This window comes from Dyadobacter endophyticus (genome assembly GCF_014641595.1).
Classification (GTDB): Bacteria; Bacteroidota; Bacteroidia; order Cytophagales; family Spirosomataceae; genus Dyadobacter; species Dyadobacter endophyticus.
Genome location: NZ_BMIA01000002.1, coordinates 1377391 through 1401180, shown reverse-complemented (window position 1 = coordinate 1401180; position 23790 = coordinate 1377391). Strand labels below are relative to the sequence as shown.

The window sequence follows — 23790 nt, the reverse complement described above, 5'->3', positions numbered from 1 at the left end:
TGCGTTCATAGCAATTTCTTCACAGCGCAGCCGTTGTTGGCGGCCGTCAGTATTGCTCTTCCAGCACACTTCTGCCACCGTCGACGACGAGCAATTGCCCGTTGGTGAATCTTGCATGATCCGACATCAGATACACCGCGGCGCCATCCAGATCGGCGGGTACCGAGGTGTCCGTTGAGATCACATTGATGCGGATATCATGTCCTGCATAAGCCGCCGCAATGGATTTTGAGAAACCGATCACAGCTGCTTTCGAAGTCGCACGCGCGTGGCTGGCAAGGTTGCTGTCCGTGGACGAATTTTCAGGGCTAAGATTGAGGATTGATCCGCCCTTGTTCATGCCCATGAAAGTTCTTACAGCGGCCTGGTTGGAGAGCATGAGCGATGTCAGGTTCTGATCCAGCGTTTTGCGCCACGTTTCGAGGTTCAGGTTATGTAATGGGCCGTCGGTCGCAGGCTCCTCATGTTCTTCCGGCGCGTGATATAATGCATCGAAGCTTCCGAATTCCCTTATACAAAGCTGGATCGCGTCCAGCGCCGTTTGCTGGTGTGTTGCGTCACCCTGTTTGGCCCTCGCATTGCTTCCCAGGCTCAGTTCTGCCATCAGACAGCTTTCAGGGTTGCGTCCCACTACCACCACATTCGCGCCGTTTCGTACAAAGGCTTGTGCCGCGGAAAGGCCCGGGCCGGTGGTTCCTCCGATGACGACAATCGACTTATTTATGAGCCAGGTTTCCATTTAAAATAATATAGTGTTTTTGTGTAAAAATAGGATTATTGGAATGAAAAAAGAAGCGCCCTGCTTCTTTGAAAGAGGCAGGGCGCTTGTAAAAACGCTAATGCAATGACTACTAAGCAACTGAGCGAAGCAAGGCCATTGAAGATTTTTCAAATTTATCCTTCGCGTAGTCGAGTGAGAGCGTAAATTCTTTTACGTCCTTCTGCGACGGCAGGTCGAACATCGCGTCGGTCATGATCGATTCGCAGATCGCGCGCAGACCGCGGGCACCGAGCTTGTACATCATCGCCTGGTCGACAATATAATCGAGCACCGCCTCTTCGAAATGCAGGATAATGCCCTCCATCGCGAAAAGCTTGGCGTATTGTTTTACCAAAGCATTCTTCGGCTCCGTCAGGATGCGCCGCAACGTTTCGCGGTCCAGCGGGTCCAAATGCGTCAGTACAGGCAGACGACCGATCAATTCCGGTATCAGCCCGAAAGATTTAAGATCCATCGCTGTCACGTAGCGCATCAGGTTACCTTTGTCGAAGATCTCGATAATACGGTTGTCGCCGGAGAAACCGATCGGCCGCGTGTTGATCCGCTTTCCGATATGGCGCTCGATACCGTCGAATGCACCGCCGCAAATGAAAAGGATATTGTCGGTATTGAGGCTGATCATCTTTTGGTCGGGGTGCTTGCGGCCTCCTTGCGGCGGCACGTTCACGATGGAGCCTTCGAGCAGTTTGAGCAGCGCCTGCTGAACGCCTTCGCCGCTTACATCGCGGGTGATAGAAGGGTTGTCCGACTTACGGGCGATTTTATCAATTTCATCAATATAAACAATACCGCGCTCGGCAGCTTCCACATTGTAATCGGCAGCTTGAAGCAGGCGCGTCAGGATCGTTTCAACATCTTCACCTACATAACCAGCCTCGGTAACCACCGTGGCGTCGGCCACGCAGAAAGGTACCTGCAGAATGCGGGCGATGGATTTTGCCAGATAGGTTTTGCCGGTTCCCGTTTCGCCTACCATGATAATGTTGGATTTCTCGATTACGACGTCGTCATCGGTGCTTACCTGGTTGAGACGTTTGTAGTGATTATATACCGCCACTGCCAGCGAGCGTTTCGCGTCGTCCTGGCCAATGACATATTGTTCGAGGAAATGCTTGATTTCAACAGGAGGAACGGGCTTTAATTTAGGAAGTTTCGATTTCTTCTCTTTCTTATCCTCTTTGGGTCCCAGCTCTTCCGTCACGACCTGATGCCCCTGGGCGATGCAGTGGTTACAGATGTGAGCGTCAATCCCGGAAAGAAGCAAATCTACTTCGCTTTTTTTACGTCCGCAGAACGAACAACTTACTTGTGCCATCGATTCGATTTAACAGTTTGGTGAATGTTTCCGGCTCCAAAACAGGAAAGCCGTGTTAAACAAACGTGTGAGTCAAAGTAACAAGAAGACTGAATGTATTGTTCAAATCTCCTTTTCAATTGACAATTAGTGGTTATATTATTACAAATTTCCGGTTTTTTGACCGGGTTACCAAATCAAGGTTGGGCCATATACTAAAAATGCCCCGTCAGCCTGGCTGACGGGGCATTTTTAGAAAGGTCGTTCAATTTACTTTTCGCGGGTCAAAACTTCGTCTATCAATCCGTATTCTTTTGCTTCCAAAGCCTTCAACCATTTGTCGCGATCCGAATCGATACCGATCTGTTCCGCTGTCTGACCTGTGTGGTGCGCCAGGATCTCGTACAGCTCATGACGCAGCTTCACGATCTCGCGGGTGGTGATCTCGATATCGACCGAGGTGCCCTGCGCGCCGCCGGATGGCTGGTGGATCATCACGCGAGCGTGCGGGAGCGCAGAGCGTTTGCCTGCCGCGCCGCCTGCGAGCAGCACCGCGCCCATGGACGCCGCGAGGCTGGTGCAAACAGTCGCTACATCCGGACGAACATATTGCATGGTATCATAAATACCCAAGCCTGCGTAAACAGAACCGCCGGGGCTGTTAATGTACATCAGGATGTCCTTCTTAGGATCTGCCGATTCGAGGAAGAGTAGCTGGGCTACGATGATGTTGGCGATATTATCGTCCACACCGGTGCCCATGAATATAATGCGGTCGGCCATCAGACGGGAGAAAACGTCGACCTCGCGGAAGTTCATCGGGCGTTCCTCGATTACCGAACGGGTCATGTTTTCAACAGTGTGGTTCATGTAACCGTCGACGGTCAGACCATTCATTCCCAGATGGTGAACGGCATATTTTCTAAATTCATTTCCGTGATTCATCGAAAAATTTAATTTTTAATTTATCAATAGTTAAAGGGCAACTGGCTTCGAGAACAAAAAGCAATATAGGTTAGTTTCTGTTTATATCGCCGCTGGTTTCCCGGTTGCATGGCACAAATTTGACTATTTCACTGAATAATCCTTGTCTATTTCAGCGACAATTTATCGAAAAATGCGACAGTCAGCAGCCATCATAAAAGATTACATTGCAGCATAAAAACGTTATACCACGCATTATAATCGGACATTATGAACGTGACATCCAATTTATCAGAGAAAATAAGACAGATAAGGCTACAAAAAGGCCTTTCGCAGGAAAATATGGCAGACATGCTCGGCCTGTCTACAACAGCCTACGGAGACATTGAGCGCGGCCGCACCGAGCTTTCCGTTTCGAGGTTGGAGAATGTGGCCAAGCTGCTCGACGTGCCAATGCCCGAACTGCTCGGTATTGACGTATCGATATCGGAAACCGAATGGCTCCGGCAGGAGAACACCCGCATACTAGCCGAGAACCGCCGGTTGCAGAATGAGCTGGATCAATGGAAGATGAAATTCCGGCAGCTGTTCGGTGACGGTATTGTGCGTCAGATCGGAGAGGAGCGCGAGCGCATTGGTTTTAAATAAAAAACACCGCCCGGTTACCCGGGACGGTGAAAAAAATGCTTTTTATATTTTCTGAAAACTAGGCCTCAGCTTCTACTTCGCCTTTCGCCAGTTTCTCGAATTCGCTAACCTCAACAGTCTGCTCGTCGGTGCTTACCTGGCCACGGATAACTTCGAGAACCTTGTTGTCGAACACCTGGTTGAATACGCTCGTATAGTTGTCACGTTCTTTGTCGGCAAGGTAACCTTGTGCCACGCGATCGATCGTTTCTCTCATCGATTCGTCGTCGCCGTAGATACCAAACTGTCCTTTCACCATTTCACGGGTAAATGCCAGAATTTCAGGGTATTCAACTTTAACTTCCGATTTGTCGGCGATCTTGTTTTTGATCAGGCTCAGTTTCAAAGATTTCGCGAAATCGCTGAATTGCTCGTCGATCTGCTCGCGGGTAAATTTGCCTTCGTTGGAACGCTCCAACCAGTTTTTGAGGAATTCCTCAGGCAATTCGATTGAAATTGAATCCAGCAACGCAGTCTCGATATCGCGGCGCAGCAATGCTTCGGTTTCGCGCTCGTAGTTGCCTTTGATGATTTCAAGAACCTTTTCGTTGAACTGCTCTTCGTTTTCAACTTGTCCCGGTCCTAGTACTTTATCGAAAAATTCCTGATTCAAAGTAGCAGGCGCTGAGCGCGTTACGTCTTCTACTGTCAGAACGAATTCGCCTGAAACATCTGCGATATCTTCTTTTTTCTTACCGGTTACGTGGGCGATAGCCGACTCGTCGGTAAAAGTATCTTTAATGTCAAAAGTGATCACATCACCTTTTTTTACACCGATGAACTTCGCGGCAGCTTCTTCCTTCACCTGCTTGGTAGGAATGGCGGTGCGGGTTGTGAACTCGGTAGCGTCTTGTTTCAGCTCACCGAAAATCATATCACCGGCTTCGCTCACCTCAGGGTGGATGCTGTCGGCGAAACGTTCGCGAAGGCTGTCGAGAGTCTTCGTCAGTTCGTTATCGTCAACATTAATAGTATAGCGTTTAACAGCGGGCAGCTCGGCAAGGTTTGCTTCGAAATCGGAAGCGATACCAAGGTCGTAGCTGAATTCGAACGCGCTGGGGGTATCCCAGTTTACTTCTGCCGCTTTGTCGCGATCAGGTACAGGATCACCTACAACCTGCAATTTATTTTCGCGGATATAGCTGCTTACTGCGTTGCTGAGGATGTTGTTCACCTCGTCAACCAGAATGCTTTTACCATACATGCGTTGGATAACATGGGATGGTACTTTGCCGGGACGAAATCCTTTCAGGTTCACGCGTTTCGAATAATCCTTGATCGTTTTATCAACTTTTGGCTGATAATCTTCCTTGGTCAACGTTACTTTCAGAGAGGCTAAGGTCGGCGAACTCTTTTCTAACAAAACTTCCATGTGTCGCTAAGCTATTGGTAAATACCTTTGTTACATTTGAACAGAAAAAAACAAAAATGCCCTCAAAACGAAGTCCTGAGGGCATTTGACGGGTTTCAATACTACGGAGCAACTCATTTCCCAGACAAAACAGGAATCTGACGCCCCGTCATTCCCTTGTATTTCGTACGGGCGGAGGGAATCGAACCCCCACGCCTTGCGGCACTAGATCCTAAGTCTAGCACGTCTACCAGTTCCGCCACGCCCGCTCACTTATTCCCCGTTTTCAACTCGATCGTCGAATTGGGAGTGCAAAGGTATTCCTATTTTTTAAAAACTTCCAAACTTTTTCCAAAATTTTATCTTTGGGTAAAAGCGTGTTGAAAAATGTCGCTAAAATTTGTTATTTTGGTGAAGCATACCAATTAGAATATAGCAGTGGAGCAACTGGTTGAATCCCTCAACATTGACCTGGAACAGGAGCGTAAGGATATCCTCAAAAAATACCGCCGGCTTTTAAGAACAGCCAAACCTTTTTTGAAGGACAATGATGCTAAATTAATCAAAAAAGCCTTTTACACTTCCGTCGATGCGCACAAGGACATGCGCCGGCGATCGGGAGAGCCATATATTTACCACCCGCTCGCGGTGGCGCAAATCGTGGTCGAGGAAATCGGACTGGGTACCACCGGTATCGTGGCCGCATTGCTGCACGATGTCGTGGAAGATACCGACATGGGTATCGACGACATCGAGCGGCTGTTTGGTAAGAAAGTGGCGAAGATTATCGACGGGCTGACCAAAATTTCAGGCCGTTTCGAATACGGCTCGTCGCAGCAGGCCGAGAACTTCCGGAAAATGCTGCTCACGCTCTCGGACGACGTGCGGGTAATTCTCGTAAAGCTCGCCGACCGTCTGCACAATATGCGGACGCTGGACAGTATGCCGCGCGACAAGCAGCTTAAGATCGCATCGGAAACAATATTCATTTACGCCCCGCTGGCGCACCGGCTCGGGTTGTACAGTATTAAATCGGAGCTGGAAGAGCTCTATTTGAAATACACCGAGCCGCAGGAATACCGGGCCATTGCAAGAAAGCTGCGCGAGACGAAAAACCTCCGTGACCGCTTCATTTCGAAGTTTATGGAGCCGATCGCCCAGGACCTGGAATCGGCGGGGTTGAATTTTATCCTCAAAGGCCGTCCCAAATCGATTTATTCGATCTGGAACAAGATGCGGAAGCAAAACAAGCCCTTCGAGGAAATTTATGACCTGTTTGCCATCCGGATCGTACTCGAATCGCCTCCGGAGAGCGACCGCGAAAAGGCAATCTGCTGGCAGGCATATTCCATTGTTACCGACCATTACAAGCCCAACCCCGACCGGTTGAAGGACTTCCTGAGCACGCCACGGGCGAACGGGTACCAGTCGCTGCACTCGACCGTAATGAGCAAGAGCGGGCAATGGGTCGAGGTGCAAATCCGTACCTCGCGCATGGACGAGATCGCGGAGAAAGGCTATGCGGCGCACTGGAAGTACAAAGGAAACGATACCAAAGTCAAAGGTAATATCGAGCAATGGATCACGCAGGTGCGCGAGACTCTGGAAAATGGTTTCGGGGATAAAACGGCTGCTATCGAGTTTCTCGACGAGTTCAGGAGCAATCTCTTTAATGAAGAGGTTTTTGTGTTTACCCCAAAAGGCGAGCTGAAGGTATTGCAGGCGGGTTCAACAGCGCTGGACTTTGCATTCGACATCCACTCCGAAGTTGGTGCGCATTGTATGGCAGCGAAAGTAGGCGGTATCCTCGTACCGATCAGCTATGTTCTGAACAATGGTGATCAGATCGAAATCATTACTTCCAGCAAGCAGAAGCCCAATGAGGACTGGCTGCGCATCGTCGTAACTTCCAAAGCGAGGGCGCGGATTAAGGATTTTCTGAAAGAGGAAAACCGCCGGTATGAAACGGACGGCCGCCAGTTTGTGGAGAAAAAGCTGAAAATACTCGGGATGGAAGCTACCGCGGAGGTAATGAACCAGCTCAGGGCATTTTTTGAATGTAAAACCACTACGGACTTCTTTTACCGCATAGGTAAGGGCTACATCCCGATTGATGACCTGAAAAGATTCAAGCGGGACCGTGATGCGAAAGACAAGAAAGCAGCAGAAAACGGCGCAGGCAGTAACGCCGCACCAGCCACCGGCACCGACGGCAAGGCACTGACCAAATACCTGAAACAAATCCACGGCGACCGTGCAGACAGCGACACGTTGCTGATAGGGGACGACATGGACAAGATCGATTACAAACTCGCGCAATGCTGTAACCCGATCGCGGGCGACGACGTTTTCGGGTTTGTCACGATCAACGAGGGCATTAAAATTCACCGCACCACCTGCCCGAATGCAGCCGAACTGATGTCGAAACACGGCAACCGCATTATCAAGGCCAAATGGTCGGGTAAGGACGAGGCGTTCCTCGCGGGGTTGTACCTCTCGGGTACCGATCGTGTAGGTTTGGTAAACGATGTGACGCGAATCATTTCGAATGAGCTGCATATCAATATGCGCGGGTTGACGATCGATACCAAGGATGGTGTTTTTAATGGGGATATCAAGCTTTACGTGCAGGATACCAGGCACTTGGATATCCTGATTAATAAACTGGAGCAGGTCGAGGGCGTCTACAATGTCCAGCGTTTCGATACCAATCTGAGCGAGAAATAACCTTATTGAACGATTGCCGCGCCACAGTGTTATTGGATTGGTAATTAATGAGGTAGCAAGACTATGCTTGCGAATGTGAGAGTGATTTAAGTAAAAAAGCGTATTTTCGCGCAAGAATATCAGAGATATGCCACAAGCCAGCAAACCAAATTTCGAGGCCGCTAAGAAAATATTAACGGCTTACCTGGAAAATAAGGGACTTCGTAAAACGCCCGAGCGCTTTGCGATACTCGAAGAAATTTACACCAGGGAGGATCATTTCGATGTAGATGAACTGTATATCAGCATGAAGAACAAGCGTTACAGGGTGAGCCGGGCGACCGTCTATAACACGCTGGACGTTCTGGTGGATTGTGACCTGGTTACCAAACATCAGTTTGGCAAAAACCTCGCGCAATTTGAGAAGTCGTACGGTAACAAGCAGCACGACCACCTGATTTGTACAGATTGTCATAAAGTAATGGAGTTCTGCGATCCGCGCATCCAATCGATCCAGAACATGGTAGGGGAGATGCTGAATTTCAGCGTAATGCACCACTCGCTTATTTTCTACGGAAACTGCAACAAGGAAAATTGTCAGAACCGCGCCGAGGCGCCGCGCGAGTCCGCAGTTTACGAAGACAGATAATTATCACGATCAGGCCCGGTAATGCACGCATTGCCGGGCCACTTACACCATATTAAGTTTCAGTAATCCAATATTTGAATGAAAGTTGACGTACTACTTGGTCTTCAATGGGGAGACGAGGGAAAAGGAAAAATTGTGGATGTCCTGGCGCCACGCTACCAGGTTGTAGCCCGTTTTCAGGGTGGGCCTAATGCCGGACACACATTGGAGTTTGACGGTATCAAACATGTGCTGCACCAGATCCCGTCGGGAATTTTCCGCAGCGATATCCAGAATATCATCGGTAACGGCGTCGTGCTCGATCCGGTTGTGTTCAAGAGAGAAATTGAAGGTCTGGCGAAATATAACCTCGACCTGATCAGTAATCTGTTTGTTTCTAAAAAAGCCTCCCTGATCCTTCCTACCCATGCGCTGCTCGACGCTGCCTACGAGCGTTCGAAAGGTGATTCCAAGATCGGCTCAACTTTGCGCGGTATCGGCCCTGCATATCAAGACAAGGTAGCACGCCTTGGCTTGCGCGTAGGAGATATCCTTTCTCCCAATTTTGCGGCCAAGTACAAGAAACTCGTCGATGCACATAAAGTTATTCTTGATTTCTATTCATTCGACTATTCTGAGACTTTGCCTGCGGCAGAAGAGAAATTCTTCGATGCGGTTGAATTTATGAAGCAATTCACCATGGTGAATAGTGAATATGTAGTGAACGACGCATTGGCACAAGGCAAAACCGTGCTTGCAGAAGGTGCGCAAGGTTCATTGCTCGACATCGATTTCGGCTCGTACCCATTCGTAACGAGCTCTACTACCATGACGGCCGGCGCTTCTACCGGATTGGGCATCGCTCCTCGTCAGATTGGCGAAGTTTTTGGTATTTTCAAAGCTTATTGCACACGTGTTGGTAGCGGTCCGTTCCCTACGGAGTTGAATGACGAAGTAGGCGAGGAGATTCGCAAGGAAGGCCGTGAATTCGGTGCTACCACCGGTCGCCCACGCCGTACCGGCTGGCTTGACCTGCCTGCATTGAAATACGCGATCATGATCAACGGCGTAACCCAGCTGATTATGATGAAAGTGGACGTTCTGACCATTTTCGATAACATTAAAGTGTGTACGCATTACCGCCTCACGGATGGTACATTGACCGACCAATTGCCTTACGACCTTTGCGACGAGGCTGTTGAGCCGGTTTATAAGGATTTCAAAGGCTGGAAGACTTCCCTCGACGGTGTCCGCGATTTCGACGCGATTCCCGCAGAACTGAATGCCTATGTGAAGTTTCTGGAAGCGGAATTGAATCTGCCTATTACGTTTATTTCAACCGGCCCTGACCGTGAAGCGCTGATCAGCCGTGAGGCCGCCGCTGCTGCGACGGAAGCTTGATGTTGAACTAACATTTGTTCGGGGATAACGTTACTGTCACCCTGAGCGGAGTCGAAGGGTATTTGCGAGATGCATTTACCCTTCGACCGCCGGGCGGCCCCGTCCGCTCAGGGTGACAGTCGTTTTACGACAACAAATTCAAAACATCCTCCCGCGTCAGCGACTTGATAAATCCTTCTTCACTCGAAATCAAATCATCTGCCAGCTGCTTCTTCGAGCGCTGCAATGCGAGAATCTTTTCTTCCACGGAATTTTTGGTGATAAACTTGTAAGTAAACACCGTCCGATCCTGGCCAATGCGGTGCGCCCGATCGACGGCCTGCGCTTCAATGGCCGGGTTCCACCACGGATCGAGGATGAAAACGTAGTCGGCCGCGGTCAGATTGAGGCCAAGTCCACCGGCTTTGAGGGAGATGAGGAAAATCTTGATATTCTCGTCATTTTGAAACGATTCAACCTGCTCCTGGCGGTCGCGCGTCGCGCCGTCGAGGTAGGCATAGTTGATCTCCTTTCCGTCGAGGTAATGCCTGAAAAGATCAAGATGTTTAATATATTGACTGAAAATCAATATTTTATGGTCCTCGCTCATAACGGTTTGCAGCTTGTAGAGCACATCTTCGAACTTGCCCGAATCATGTGTATACTCAGGGTCGACCATGACGGGATGGTTGGCCAGCTGACGGAGCCTGGTCAGGCCCTGCAAGACCACCAACTGCGATTTTGAAATACCTTCAGAATCAATACTTTGCAGAATCAGGTTCCGGTAATAGGCTTTCGCTTCCTCGTATGCTTTCTCCTGTTCGTCGGACATATCGCAGTATTGAATACTTTCCACTTTTTCGGGGAGGTCCGTTGCGACTTGTGATTTTAATCTCCTGAGAATAAATGGTTTGATCAGGTTATTGAGGCGTTTGGTCTTTTCCTCGTCTCCTTTTTTCTCGATCGGGATCTGGAATTCATCCCTGAAAAACGTCTGACTGCCCAGTAATCCTGGGTTTACAAAAGACATTTGAGACCAGAGGTCGAGGGTATTGTTTTCGATTGGCGTACCGGTTAAAACCAGCCTGTGTGCCGAATTGAGCCTTCTTACGGCCTTGGTAATGATCGATGACGGGTTTTTAATAGCCTGTGACTCGTCGAGGATCACGTAGTTAAAGCGGTAATCCTCCACAATATCAATGTCAAGCCTGATAATGCCGTAGGAAGTCAAAACCAGATCGTAGTTGTCAAACTGGGCCGTATCTTTCTCGCGGTTCGTGCCCGTATAGAGGAGCACGCGCATGTCGGGCGTGAACTTACTTGCTTCGAGCTGCCAGTTGTAGAGCAGGGACGTCGGCATGATGAGGATCGACGGGCGGTCGGCGCCACCTTCTTTCTCCGCTTGCAGCATTGCGAGTGTCTGCACCGTTTTCCCCAAACCCATATCATCGGCCAGGCAGCCCCCAAATCTGTATTGTTTCAAAAACCGCAGCCAGTCGTAACCCGTTTTCTGGTAAGGGCGCAACAATCCCTGAAAATTTACCGGAGATTCCGCAGGTTCGATATGCTGGAAACTCCGTAGGTTTTCGAGCTTGTTGCTGATTACCGCCGTGGCCAGATTATCCTCTTTCAGCTCCTGAACCAATGCGAGATGATGCATCCGCAAGCGCAGCTGATCGTCGTCGTCGTGGCTGTTTTCAGTAAATGAAAAGAACTCGGAGTATTTGGTGAACCACCATTCGGGAATTACCGCTATTTCACCATTAGGCAGCAGGAACTCCTTCTTGCGGTTTAAAATGTAGTTGCGGAGCTGGATAAAGGGTATTTCAAACTCTCCAAACAACACTTTCGCATGAATATCAAACCAGTCGCGGCCTTCCTGAATCGAAATATCGAGTGATGAATAACCGAGGAAATAACGTTTGGTGTCCGCCGTATTTTGCCTTACCGCAATACCATGGTCGGCCAATGCAATCGCATTGCTTTGCAACCATCCAAATGCTTCCGATTTGGGCATCTGAACTTTACCGTTGCGGATATTCAGGCCTATATCCTTTAAAATCCGCACGTGCTGGCCCTCGATCTCGATATTTCTTTTGACCTTATTGAAGAAATAATCATTGCCCTTCTTCTCCATATGCACGCTCGACGCATGTGCAAAACTGTCGTAATGGAAGGAAAAGCCGGCATATTGAAACGAAAGTTCGAATGTCACGTCATTGTCCTCCTCTTCCAGTACTTCCACATCCTCATTGTCCTGAAAAAGCACAGGTGATTTTTTCGGATGGGCTGAATATTCTGAAATCGTAAGAATTGTTTTGGGTACCGATGACACATTCCTGATCTCAAAACCGCGCGCCACCACGTCATATGATGCGATTAGTGGCGCCACAAAGCGGCCATAATATTGTTCCTCGACCTGCCCGGGGATAGCAATGAATTTTTTCGCGAGAAAAGGTTTGATCTTTTTACCATCCACATTACCCTCAAAATGGTAAAGATACCCGTCGAGAACGAGCCAGGCCGGATCTTCGCAGATCAGGAATGCGTTTTTGTACTGGAATTCCAGTTTCTGCATTTTGTGCCTGATCGTCGGGAAATAGTGGGTATTGTCTTCATTCCGGATAAAATGGAAGCGTATCGTCGCTTTTTCAGGCTCCCAGGTCACAGGTTTCCACAGCGGGTTACCGTCGTTACCCATGATGAAAATGTCCTTTCCCGCGAGCCTGTCAAGAATGCGCGATTTACAGCTTTCAAGGTACCCGGCGATGGTTTCCTGAATCGCCTTGTCGCCTTTTTGTGCGTCATAAACTTTTAGAAAAAAATCGACCGCATTCAGTTTCTTGGGATTGTATTTTTTGAGAACAGCGTCTTGCTGGATATCGTCGATTAACTTGACGAGCTCGAAGTCCCTGGTATCCAGCCCGGAGCGAAACTCTTTGATGTTTTTGGAAGAAATATTCTGGACCTGAAACGAAAATTCGCCCTGGCTGGTAAGCTGAACGGCAAAGGCTTCGAAGATGTACCCCAGATACTCATGGTTAAGAATTGAATATACAATTTTAAACGGCTCTGAGGGAGAAACTTTCATTAGTATATCGTTGGCTAAGATTCGTGTTGATGCCGAAGAAGCCCTCCCGTAAATCAGCAGGGATCTTTCGATTTGGGAAACTTCAAATATAAATTAAATCAACCCGAAAAGAAAGACCCCTTTGGCCGTTTTGTGAAAAATGTTGTAGAATAAATTTGAATTTCGATTGAAATGTTTTCGAAACTAGACTTTTTCAGTTTTTGGTTTTGTAATCAATGTAAATCGCGCGATGCTAGGAAAACAGAGGGGCGAAATTTTGTGCTTCAATTATATTCTTCGCCAGCGTGCCGGTTTGTGCTGATATCTTGTTGAAGAGAAATGGGCCCATGCTAATCCTTTTGACATTCAGTGATTTCAATGAATTGAAGTCTGGTAATGCAGGCACGCACATCACGTTGACGGGCAGGATCGTCTCGCGTGTGATGGTGTTGATATCCTCGGCGCGTGCCACGCCCGGTACGAAAATCCCGTGGATACCCGTGTTTTCGTAAATGTTAATACGGCTAATCGTTTCATCGAGTGCATTGGGGAGGCCCAGCAAGAATGCATCGGTTCTCACGTTGAGAAACATTTTAATGTTTTTCTGTTCCAATCCGTCCGCAATCTCGGTCAGCAGCTGTTTGAACTCGTCGACGGGGCGGAACCTGCGCGACGGTTTGGCGCGGGTATCTTCGAGGTTAATGCCGGCGACGCCCGCTTCGTGAAGCATTTTGATATGCTCGATAATTCCCTCTGCCGTGTCGCTGTATCCGCCTTCCATATCGACGGTGAAAGGAACTTTGACCGTTGCAACCACTCGTTTTGCCACGCGCAGAAGCGTATCGAACGGGAGATTTTCGCCATCGTCATATCCGAATGCGGCGGCCAGCGCGTGGCTAGAAGTACCGATGGCCTTGTAGCCCGCAGCCTCGAAAATGTGCGCGCTGTTGACATCCCAAATGTTGCCGAGTAAAAATGGTTCTGTTTGTTGATGAAGCTGTGAGAATGTTTCGAAAGTGCTCATAATCTGAATTTTCCTTTGTTTTGATGAATTGATGTTACAAAGGTATTTCAGCTGTGGCGCCGGGAATTGTACAAACCGGAACAGACTTGTTTTTAATTGATCAGCATTTGATTTACCGCCGAAAGGTTGCTTATATAAGCCGACGGAGTGAGTCCTGTGAATGATTTGAAATCTCTGATAAAATGGGACTGATCAAAATACCCCGCGTCATAGGCAATGGATGTAAGAGGCATTTTATTCTCCCCGATCAGTTTAAGGCTGGTTTTGAAACGGTGGATCTTGTCGAATGACTTTGGAGAAAGGCCGGTGTGCTGGTAAACCAGTTTGTGCAGATACCGGGTTGTAATACCGAATGTTCCGGCTATCCGGCCTATATTGTTTTCCGTCGCATCTTTTGTGATACTGGTCAGAATATGTGCCACCCTGTCCAATCGTTCCTGTCGGCCGGAAGCGCGCATTAATCTGCTGGTGAAAAACTCATCGAGCAAGGCAATCCGGGCGGTAAACGAAGGCGCCTCCTGTAATGTGCCATGCAGATGCCGGATGCCCGCTCCCATTACATCTGTCAGATCGGAAACCTGGTCGTTGAAAATCGCGATCTCATCGTCCAGCAAAAAAGAAGTAGTATGCGTAAAAAAGCGCACGCCCAGCATCAAATGCGCGCCCGATGACCGGATTTGCAAGGGCCGGGTGATCTGGCCCCAGAGTTCAATAGCCGGATTGTTTTGAAAACCATCTTCCCGAAAAGATTCCCAGATTCCTTCCCCCAGATTAAAAATGATCTCCATATCGCCGCTTGGAAACACGGTATCTTCATATACTGCATTGCCCGCAGACTCGAAGACATAGTAATGCCGGATGTAGGGGGCGAGGACTTTGGCGGGTTGGAAATGTCGGAATTCCATGTGGATACGTATTTAACGAGCCATTTGATATTGGAGGGGCTATCTTCCGCCTCCGGGTGTGCAAATGTATGCTTGGCAAACGATTGGCAATTGTACAAAACGGAACAAATCATTGTGCCGGAACATTCCAATAATTACGAAGAATACGAGTCAAATGCTCGTCGCAGTCAAATGTGTTGTCGGAAGCCCAGGCTACGATCCCGTCCGGGCGTATCAATACAGCGCTTAGTTCCAGCCGGTCCTTCACATCACCCGAAATGTATTTGATCCGGCCGTTGAAATCATTTGTCAGTGCTTTCAGGGATGTATTTCCGGTGAAATCAAGCAGTATCATTTGGCCGTCGTGCATTAGCTCACCAATTTTGCCCCCGTTGTCGAACTCGAAATTGGGAACGCTTCGGCCTGTAACAGGATGATCGCCGCCGAGATCGTAATGCGTGTGAATACCCCAAACCCGGCCGGCAATGTAAGTGGCGCCGTCGCGGGTGTTCAAGAGGTCGCGGAAAATCGCGTGTAGTGCTTTTGCGTGCGAGGTTGGTCGCATGATGGCAACCTGAGCGCGCGACCAATCCAGAACCTGTGCGCCAATCGGGTGGCGTTCGGTTTGGTAACTGTTCAGCAGGCCATCCGATGCAAGGTTTTGAATGGTAGCGGCGAGCTTCCAGCCGAGGTTCATGGCATCGCCTAGCCCGAGGTTGAGCCCCTGGCCGCCCAATGGCGAATGAATATGCGCGGCATCACCCGCTAAGAGGATTCGCCCGTTGCGATAACCTGTGGCCTGGCGGGCGCGGTCCGTCCAGGTGGTAGCGACATGCAGCGCATTAATTGTTACATCGGTATTTGAAATGCGGCGTAAAACTTCCTGAATGTGGTCGCGGGTGACTGGCTTTCCGGTATCGTGGAATGCACCGCCATCAAAATCCTGGATGAGCACATAACCTGGCTGCGATTGCATGTACATACCTGCGGATGTCACATTGCGACCGGGGCGAAGTTTTTCGGGGTCGGTAATATCGAGCAAGGTCGTATAGCCGGTGAATTCCGGTTCGGTACCGGCGAATTCGAAACCGCCCATTTTGCGTACGATGCTGCGGCTTCCGTCGCAGCCGACAAGCCATTTACCTTCAAATGATTGTTTGCCCGACCAAACTGTTACTCCTTCTTCGTTTTGATGGACATCGGTAACCGGAAGCCCGCGACTGATTTCTACGTTCAACGCTTTTGCTCGACGTGTCAGGATTGTTTCGAGCTCGTCTATCTCGGATATTAAACTGGCTTCCGGGGAGCCGGGCAGGCGATATTTCCATTGCGAGGTGTCGACATTGCCTTCGAGAAATGGAATGCCCGCAAAATGTCCTGCTTGGCGCTGCGGACCTTGCTGCGGCGTTCCGCTCATGTGCGGGTTTTTGAGTTTCTTATGAATTTCCAGTTCTTCGAGCAGCCCGCGGCGGTGAAGTGCTTCGATGGTGGGCGCCGATAGCCCGCGTATCCCGAAAGGAAGCCGCTTTAACGGCAAATGCGGTTTTTCTGCCTTTTCAAGAATGAGCACCGAGCATTTGGCCAAGGCCAGTTCACAAGCAAGGAACAGGCCCACAGGCCCTGCTCCGGAAATGATAACGTCGTGTATCGGTAGATTGGTTGTAGCTTTCATATTCTGATGATTGAGCTACAAAATTCCGGAACACCCGCGCCTCAGGCTTGTACAAATGCGACAAAATCATTGCTTACCGCCTGTTTTCGTTTTTTTGCGTTTCGGGCAAATGCTGCTGGAGTGGCACCGCTGTACCTTTTGAACTCCCTGCTCAAATGCGCCTGATCGGTATAACCCAGCTCATAAGCCAGGCCAGCCAGATTCGACTCCGGGTTGTGCCATAGCTGGTTCCGAACCTGCTCAAATCGCATCAGTCCAGAAACGTCCTTCACGGTAAACCCGGAAGATTGTTTGAATTTTCGCTCCAGGGTACGGACCGTCGCATGTGCGGCTGCCGCGACCTGGCTGACGGGAGTCATGCCATTACCTTCCCTCATGGCAGCGCCCGCTTTGGCCAGCGTGCTATCAATGGCGATCAGCGACCGGGTATGCAGAAAGTAACCTTTCAAATGCGCAATCACTTCATCGATTCGCCCGGCAGCCATCAGGTTGTCCAACGCAGGTTGAAGTGCTGCGATAGGATGCGTGAAAATGTGCAGGCCACCTTTTCCCGAGGGGAGTCCGAGCAGGTCGAACACGGTCCAGGGAAAACATCTCACGCCGATGATCTGCAAACGGTTTTGGGTTTGAAAAATGGCAGGCTGGTTGAGTAATCCCATCAAAAATGGGGAAGGCAACGGACGCAGACCGCCATCGTCGGAAATGTAATGCAGGTTTCCGAAGTAAAAAATGATCTCCGCATAGCCATCCGGTACGACCTGGAAGGTGGATTTCTGACCTCCGAAATCGCGATTATCATACCAAAAGCACTTGATGGTGTCCCGAAGCGGTTCGGGTGGTTCAAATTCCTGGTGCATGTTGCAAGATAACGTGCGGGGGCGGGAAAGCAACAAAAAAGGAGCTGCGATTGCTCGTAACTCCTTCGTTTTCAGTACCGGGGACGGGAATCGAACCCGTACGGGCGTTTCGGCCCACAGGATTTTAAGTCCTGCGTGTCTACCAGTTCCACCACCCCGGCAAAGCCAGGTACCGGTACCAGTGAAGAGAAAAAAAGCACCGTCTCCGGTGCTTTGTCCTCTCTGAGCGAAAGACGGGGTTCGAACCCGCGACCTCGACCTTGGCAAGGTCGCGCTCTACCAGCTGAGCTACTTTCGCATATTTTGCATAACCGTTGTCGATTATTGTGGTGCAAATGTAGGGACGTCTGGTATTTGACGCAAGTTTTTCAGGAAAATATTTAGTAAAAAAATCTTGCAAAAACATTAACAAATTGTAAATCAATTGATCAACGCCCAAAATAATTTTGGGCAAAAAGCGGTAAAGGAGGTTATTCAGGCCATTTTGCCTTCTTAATGTACTCATCCTTCATAAAACGGGCATAGGTACGGCTCATTTACCGCCCGTCAGTTTTCGCCTATCCACTTTATATTTTGCTTACCTTTGCCTCCTTTAACCCGTATAGGCTGGGGCTTGCCGGGGCGGCCCCGCCGAGTGGTGCGGTTTTAGTAAGAGTCCGGCCTTCATTCAAAACTTAATTTGCTTGTTCATGTTTTCCAACGAAGTGCTGTTTTTTGGAGGTTTTATTCTGGTGATCAGTGTCATGCTGCTTTTAGATCTGGGCGTTTTCAACAAAAAGGACCATGTGGTCAAGTTTGGTGAAGCGGCAGCCTGGACGGTTGCATGGATAGCACTGGCGTTGGCATTTTACCTGGTCATTAATACACATGGCGACCTGGTGCATGGAGTGGACAATTACGGGCAGCTCGAAACGATCAAAAACAAGTACGCGCCGCACTTACGGCTCATACCGGGCGATTTTCAGGAAAGCCTGGAAATCTACCGGAAAAACATGTCGCTGGAATTTATTACCGGCTATTTGCTGGAATATGCGCTTTCGGTCGACAATATTTTCGTTATCATCCTGATCTTTTCATCGTTCGGTGTTCGGCCAAAATACTTCAAAAAAGTCCTTTTCTGGGGCGTTTTAGGCGCGATTATCATGCGTTTTATATTCATTTTCGTCGGCTCGGCGCTGATGCAGCGTTTTGAATGGATCATCTATATCTTCGGTTTGCTGCTGGTTTACCAGGGAGGCAAGATATTCTTCGAGGCTGGGGAAGATGAGAAGATCGATCCTGCGAAACACCCTGTCGTAAAATTTGCTTCCAAATATCTCCCGGTCTTCCCGCGTTACGTGCACGAACATTTCTTCGTGCTGAAAAAAGGTAAATGGCTCGTTACACCACTCTTTGTAGTAGTTCTCATTGTCGAATTTACAGACCTTATTTTCGCTGTGGATTCGGTGCCGGCGGTATTTTCGGTGACCAAGGACCCTTACGTGGTATTCTTCTCGAATATCTTCGCGATCATGGGATTGAGGTCTATGTTCTTCTTCCTGAGCAACATTATGGGGCTTTTCCGCTTCCTTAAGTACGGTCTGGGGGTTCTGCTGGTGTTTATCGGCGGGAAAATGCTCGCGCACCATTACCTGGAATCCATCGGGTTCAAAACCGTCTATTCGCTGTATGTGATCATCGGTATCCTGGCGGTGAGTATACTAGCCTCGGTGGTCGTTCCTGAAAAAAAGGAAGTGGAGGACGAGGTACTATCCAATAGTTAGGCATCGGGCAGCGTTTTGAGTACCTATGAGCCGGATTCTTAAAGCCTATCTAAAACGACTTACCAATCTTAGTACCCGCAACAAGTCGTTGTTACTTACGAACTTGTCTGCCGAGCAGTTCCTGGATTTCCATGACACGGATTTCCTGTTGTCGAAGCCTTCTGCGGATGTGCTGAAACAGGTAATCCAGGGAAACGACCGGGTTGCGCTCTGCGATGTGGCGGATCCGCGTTTCGAGAAGGTGAATGAAACGAGCAAGCGGCTGCGCAAAATAGCCCGTACCGAACGTTTTATCGAAGAAGAACGGGGCTCGCGCGACCTGTATGTGGGCTACCCGCTTGTGAAAGGCAAACTTTCCGACGGTACGCCCATCCACGCCCCGTTGCTGTTTTTCCCGGTGACGTTGCGCATGGACCGCGAGCAGTGGTGCCTTTTCGAGCGAGATGACAGCAATGTGGCTTTAAACCAAAGTTTCGCGCTGGCTTACGGGCATTTCAATGAAGCCAAAATTCCTGATGAGGTACTCGAAAAGTCATTTGAGGATTTTCCAAACGACTTTCTCGAGTTCAGGACACAACTATATGAATGGCTGAAATCGACGCCGTTCAAGATCAACTTTAATCAACAGCTTTTTGAAGATAAACTCGGCGCATTCAGCGGCGAAAAGAGCTCCGATCTGGTAGCAAACGAGCGCAATGGAGTGTTGAAACTTTATCCCGAGGCTGTTCTGGGCATTTTCCCGCAGGCAGGATCATACCTTGTTCCGGATTACAATAAATTGCTGGATTTGGAAGAGGAAGATGGTTTTAATCTGCCTCTAATCGGTTTTGCAGATGAAGCCGATGAGGAGATTAGCGATTTCGAACCTGAACTTCCGATGCGTGAAAATCGCCCGTCGAAGGAGGAAGATGTGCTGACGCCGTTTTCGGTGGATGAATCGCAGGAAGAGATTATACTGGCGGTCAAATCCGGGCGCTCGGTAGTGGTGCAAGGACCGCCGGGAAGCGGTAAATCGCAGCTAATATGCAATCTGATCGCTGATTTTACTTCCAAAGGGAAGCGCGTTTTATTGGTATGCCAAAAACGGGCGGCACTGGATGTCGTTTACCAGCGTCTGGCTACTACCGGAATGAAGGATTTTACAGGCCTTATTCACGATTTTAAAAACGACCGGTCGGCACTATACAGCCAGATTGCGTCTCAGATAGAGAAAGTGGAGGCCTATCGTCAGCAGAATTACAGCCTCGATTCGGTATTTCTGGAAAGACAATTCACCCAGGAAAGCCGCGCGATTGATAAGACTGTGGAAGAACTAAATGGTTTTCGCGCCGCATTGTTTGAGGAGAGCGAATGCGGGGTTAGTATCAAGGAACTTTACCTCACGAGCGATCCGCAAGCCTCGCACTCCGATATGCGGCCCTATTACCGGCAGTTCAGGATCGATACCTGGGACGGATTCAAAAGGCATCTGAAAACCTATTCCGACTATGCATTCCTGATCCATCCCACGCATCCCTGGCGGAAACGGCGGAGCTTCGCCGCATTTGGCATGGGGGAGCTGAGGATAATGGAAAATATGCTATCGGAATGGCCCGCCGCCTTTGAGAAGCAAACACGCGTTTTTGAGCAATTAACAGGTTTTCCGTTCGAGAAGGCGTTTATCCGGAACCGGAAGGAGATCGCGGAGCGGCTTACTGATATTGCCGGACTGGTTACCGAAGAACCAGTGTGGAAGCTCGTAAAAAAATACTGCGGTTCGTTCTCGAATGCGCACGAGCGGCTCGCATTCGTGCGCCAGGCGGTGGATGTGATGGAAGGTTTCATCGCGGAAGGCGGCATTGAAATGTCATTGCCTGCCTCGCAGCTGAATGCATTTGAAATAATGCTGAAAAAATCACTCGAAACGAAGCAATCGGCCGTTTCGGGCTTCTTTTGGGATGTTTTTAGCAAAGAAAAGAAGGAAATAGAGCGGGTAGCGACGGCAAACGGCCTTACGGCTTCTTTCGAACACATGGTGCGGCTGGAAGAGCGTCTAAGGAACCGCAGGCAGCTGGAATCGTGGCTGCAACATGGAAGTCTGGGTTTTGAACCGGCATTTATCGATGATTTTTCGGCTGATCAAGCGGGCGAGTATCTTTCATTCTTTAAATCTGCCGAACGCGCTGCGGATGCGATCGCGCGTATGGACGCAGGCGCCTGGACTAAAGTTTTTTATGAAATTGTTGGTGCTAACAACCAGCTCGACCAGTTTTTGGAAACCATTCAAAACCTTAGACAATGGCTCCAAATATGGGACCGCATGGAAAAGGCCATGCTTCCCTACTTATTGCCGGAACAGATTACCGCGCTGATCGACGATCCTGCGGGTTGCAGCCAAGTCCTGGTGGAATCCCTACGTAATGATTTTGATTCCCTGGCCGATATGGACCGCTTGTGGGAAGAAATGACGGAGTCGCAGCGGGGTGCTACGCAGGAAACTTTGGGGAAGGGTGAGGAGCTTGGCTTCACGAATGCACAGGAAGTACTCGGCCTTTTTGAAAATAGTGTTAAACTAGCCTGGATCGAGCATATTGAGAGCAAATACCCTGCATTGCGGTCGGTGACGTCGCTGAAAATGGGACAATGGGAGCGCGATATCCAAGGCAGCATTACCTCCAAGCAAAAGCTTAGCGCCGACATTACGAATATTAAACTTCGCGAGGCGACTTATGAAGATGTCGAGAAAAACCGTCTCGGCAACCGCGTAACCTACCGCGAGCTGGGGCACCAGGTTACGAAAAAGCGCAAGATCTGGCCGATCCGGAAATTGTTGGAAAATTACGCGGACGAAGTATTCGCGCTTATACCATGCTGGATGGCTTCTCCGGAAGCAGTTTCGGCCATTTTCCCGATGGAAAGCGGGTTGTTCGACCTGGTGATCTTCGATGAGGCTTCGCAATGCTATGCAGAATATAGTCTGCCGGCTGCATTCCGGGGCAAACAATGGGTGGTTACCGGGGATAGCAAGCAGCTTTCGCCTAGCGATCTTTACCGCGTGCGGTTCGAGGACAGGGCGGAGGACGAGGAGTATTCTGCCGCCATTGAAATCGAGTCATTGCTGGACCTTGCGGGGCAGTCGCTGGATCATTACCAGCTGACAGGCCACTACCGAAGCCTTTCGCTGGATCTCATTGATTTTTCAAACAGAAATTTTTATAAAAAGAGCCTCAAACTCCTGCCCGATTTCCACAAGATCAACGATCGTGAACCGGGTATTCAATACATTAAAACCGAAGGTGTCTGGAAAAACAATACCAACGCCGTTGAAGTGGAGGAAGTATTGCGCCTTATCCGCGAGCTTGCCGGGACCGGGAAGAGCATTGGCGTGGTAACGTTCAATTTTTACCAGCAGGCGGCTATCCAGGATGCATTGGAGAAAGAAGTCGCATTACCGGAAGGTCTTTTTGTGAAAAACATAGAGAATGTGCAGGGCGACGAGCGCGACATTATCATTTTTTCAATGGGGTACGCACCGGATGAGAAAGGCCGCATTTCCATGCAGTTTGGTACGTTGAATATGCAGGGAGGCGAGAATCGTCTGAATGTGGCCGTCACACGGGCACGCGAGAAGATTTACTTTGTAACAAGTCTCTGGCCGTCGCAATTGCAAACGGAACAAACGGCCAACGAAGGCCCGAAACTGCTCAGGGCTTACATGGACTACGCGTTGCAGGTGTCGGAAGGCAAGTACGAGCCGGCGCCGCTTCCTACGGGGCAATTTCGCTCGGATTGGCTGCTGAAAGAGCGGTTGGTACGGCAGAACCCTGCATTCGAGAAAGAATTGCCATTTGGGGATATCACCGTAAAGGAAGAAGGGGCCTACAAGGGCTTGGTACTTACGGACGACGATCTTTACCATTACAGCAAGTCATCCAAAGAGCCTCACGCTTATTTGCCCCTTCTGTTGCGTTTGAAAAACTGGCCTTTCAGGCGCGTTTACAGCCGCGAATATTGGTCGGGAAACCTTAAAAACGGTTTATTATAGTTCCTTGATGCGGATATTGCGGTAAGAAACTTTGTCGCCGTGGTCTTGCAATGCAATTTTCCCTTTGGGAAACGCGCCGAAACCTTGCCAGGTTTTGAATTTGCTGTTTGCGACAAGTTTGTCCCATTCGGCGCCCTGAGTGGGGAATTCCACTACTTTTTTGCCGTTTAGCCAGCTTTCGCCTTTGCCGCCTTTGATGACGATTTTCGCCTTATTCCATTCTCCGGCAGGTTTAACAGCCGTGAAATCAGATGCGGGAATCATATCATAAAGTGAGCCTGATTTGTGATTACCCGCTTTGCCCGCTTTGGAATCGGGGTGTTTTACGTCGTCGAGTACCTGGATTTCCGGGCCGGTAGAGTAGGGGCAGCAATATTTTTTGTCTTCTACCACGTGGTAGATGATCCCGCTATTACCACCTTCGGCGATTTTCCATTCCAGTTCGAGTTCGAAATCACCGTATTCTTTATCTGTAACAAGGTCTTTACCACCTTTTTCGGCCAGAACTACCGCTCCGTCTTCTATTTTCCATTGTGGCAGAACTTTGTCCTGTTGCCAGCTATGCCAGCCGTTCAGGTTCTTTCCGTCGAAAAGGGTAACCCACTTTCCTTTTTGAGCTTCTGCATCATTTGAAAAGGCCAGGGTAGCCAGGGCGATAACGGATGCTTTTCCGAAAGCCTTCCAATTTGTGAAATTCATGTTTCGCTTGTTAAAGTTTTAGTCCACAATATTAAGTACTTTTTGA

Annotated in this window: 16 protein-coding genes and 3 tRNA genes; 6 read left to right on the top strand and 13 right to left on the bottom strand. The window is 49.3% G+C overall.

Features of this window, described 5'->3' with window-relative positions:
* Positions 1-46: 46 nt before the first annotated feature.
* The 3 genes from IEY24_RS17920 to IEY24_RS17910 form a co-directional block, all read right to left on the bottom strand.
* Positions 47-739 (bottom strand): SDR family NAD(P)-dependent oxidoreductase, encoded by a 693-nt coding sequence (locus IEY24_RS17920; RefSeq protein WP_188934521.1) that lies wholly within the window; start codon positions 737-739, stop codon positions 47-49.
* A 112-nt stretch (positions 740-851) separates the two neighbouring features.
* Entirely contained in the window at positions 852-2096 is a 1245-nt protein-coding gene (clpX, locus tag IEY24_RS17915; protein WP_188934520.1) for an ATP-dependent Clp protease ATP-binding subunit ClpX, read from the bottom strand.
* 249 nt (positions 2097-2345) lie between these two features.
* Entirely contained in the window at positions 2346-3020 is a 675-nt protein-coding gene (locus IEY24_RS17910) for a ClpP family protease (protein WP_188934518.1), read from the bottom strand.
* A 249-nt stretch (positions 3021-3269) separates the two neighbouring features.
* On the opposite strand from IEY24_RS17910, the gene IEY24_RS17905 reads away from it, so the two are divergent.
* Positions 3270-3647 carry a helix-turn-helix domain-containing protein gene (locus IEY24_RS17905; protein WP_188934516.1) on the top strand — a complete coding sequence of 126 codons (378 nt, stop codon included), beginning with the start codon at positions 3270-3272 and terminating at the stop codon, positions 3645-3647.
* A gap of 58 nt (positions 3648-3705) precedes the next feature.
* On the opposite strand, the gene tig is transcribed toward IEY24_RS17905, so the two are convergent.
* Together tig and IEY24_RS17895 are read right to left on the bottom strand one after the other, a co-directional pair.
* Entirely contained in the window at positions 3706-5058 is a 1353-nt protein-coding gene (gene tig / locus IEY24_RS17900) for a trigger factor (RefSeq protein WP_188934514.1), read from the bottom strand.
* Between the two features lie 166 nt (positions 5059-5224).
* A tRNA-Leu gene (locus IEY24_RS17895) sits at positions 5225-5306 on the bottom strand.
* Positions 5307-5475: 169 nt separating this feature from the next.
* Here IEY24_RS17895 and IEY24_RS17890 point away from each other — a divergent pair.
* From IEY24_RS17890 to IEY24_RS17880, 3 genes are all read left to right on the top strand, one after another.
* On the top strand, positions 5476-7764 hold the full coding sequence (locus tag IEY24_RS17890; protein ID WP_188934512.1) for a RelA/SpoT family protein: 2289 nt from the start codon (positions 5476-5478) through the stop codon (positions 7762-7764).
* A gap of 127 nt (positions 7765-7891) precedes the next feature.
* Positions 7892-8392, top strand: coding sequence for a Fur family transcriptional regulator (locus IEY24_RS17885; RefSeq protein WP_188934510.1), 501 nt, complete (start codon positions 7892-7894; stop codon positions 8390-8392).
* Between the two features lie 78 nt (positions 8393-8470).
* Positions 8471-9772, top strand: coding sequence for an adenylosuccinate synthase (locus IEY24_RS17880; protein ID WP_188934508.1), 1302 nt, complete (start codon positions 8471-8473; stop codon positions 9770-9772).
* A gap of 124 nt (positions 9773-9896) precedes the next feature.
* On the opposite strand, the gene IEY24_RS17875 is transcribed toward IEY24_RS17880, so the two are convergent.
* From IEY24_RS17875 to IEY24_RS17845, 7 genes are all read right to left on the bottom strand, one after another.
* The gene (locus tag IEY24_RS17875; RefSeq protein ID WP_188934506.1) at positions 9897-12842 is read right to left on the bottom strand and encodes a DEAD/DEAH box helicase; all 2946 of its coding nucleotides are present in this window, start codon (positions 12840-12842) and stop codon (positions 9897-9899) included.
* A 232-nt stretch (positions 12843-13074) separates the two neighbouring features.
* Positions 13075-13845, bottom strand: coding sequence for an isocitrate lyase/PEP mutase family protein (locus IEY24_RS17870; RefSeq protein ID WP_188934504.1), 771 nt, complete (start codon positions 13843-13845; stop codon positions 13075-13077).
* A 92-nt stretch (positions 13846-13937) separates the two neighbouring features.
* On the bottom strand, positions 13938-14750 hold the full coding sequence (locus IEY24_RS17865; RefSeq protein ID WP_188934502.1) for a helix-turn-helix domain-containing protein: 813 nt from the start codon (positions 14748-14750) through the stop codon (positions 13938-13940).
* Between the two features lie 109 nt (positions 14751-14859).
* Positions 14860-16401, bottom strand: coding sequence for an FAD-dependent monooxygenase (locus IEY24_RS17860; protein ID WP_188934500.1), 1542 nt, complete (start codon positions 16399-16401; stop codon positions 14860-14862).
* 41 nt (positions 16402-16442) lie between these two features.
* Complete coding sequence (locus IEY24_RS17855; protein WP_188934498.1) at positions 16443-17258, bottom strand: helix-turn-helix domain-containing protein; 816 nt, start codon at positions 17256-17258, stop codon at positions 16443-16445.
* A gap of 75 nt (positions 17259-17333) precedes the next feature.
* Positions 17334-17419, bottom strand: a tRNA-Leu gene (locus IEY24_RS17850).
* A 64-nt stretch (positions 17420-17483) separates the two neighbouring features.
* Positions 17484-17556 (bottom strand) — tRNA-Gly (locus IEY24_RS17845).
* Positions 17557-17947: 391 nt separating this feature from the next.
* On the opposite strand from IEY24_RS17845, the gene IEY24_RS17840 reads away from it, so the two are divergent.
* Together IEY24_RS17840 and IEY24_RS17835 are read left to right on the top strand one after the other, a co-directional pair.
* Entirely contained in the window at positions 17948-19021 is a 1074-nt protein-coding gene (locus IEY24_RS17840; RefSeq protein ID WP_188934496.1) for a TerC/Alx family metal homeostasis membrane protein, read from the top strand.
* Between the two features lie 25 nt (positions 19022-19046).
* A complete protein-coding gene (locus tag IEY24_RS17835) occupies positions 19047-23045 on the top strand; it encodes an AAA domain-containing protein (RefSeq protein WP_188934494.1) in 3999 nt (1332 codons plus the stop codon).
* On the opposite strand, the gene IEY24_RS17830 is transcribed toward IEY24_RS17835, so the two are convergent.
* Positions 23040-23744 (bottom strand): 3-keto-disaccharide hydrolase, encoded by a 705-nt coding sequence (locus IEY24_RS17830; protein ID WP_188934492.1) that lies wholly within the window; start codon positions 23742-23744, stop codon positions 23040-23042. The genes IEY24_RS17835 and IEY24_RS17830 overlap by 6 nt on opposite strands.
* Positions 23745-23790 lie beyond the last annotated feature (46 nt).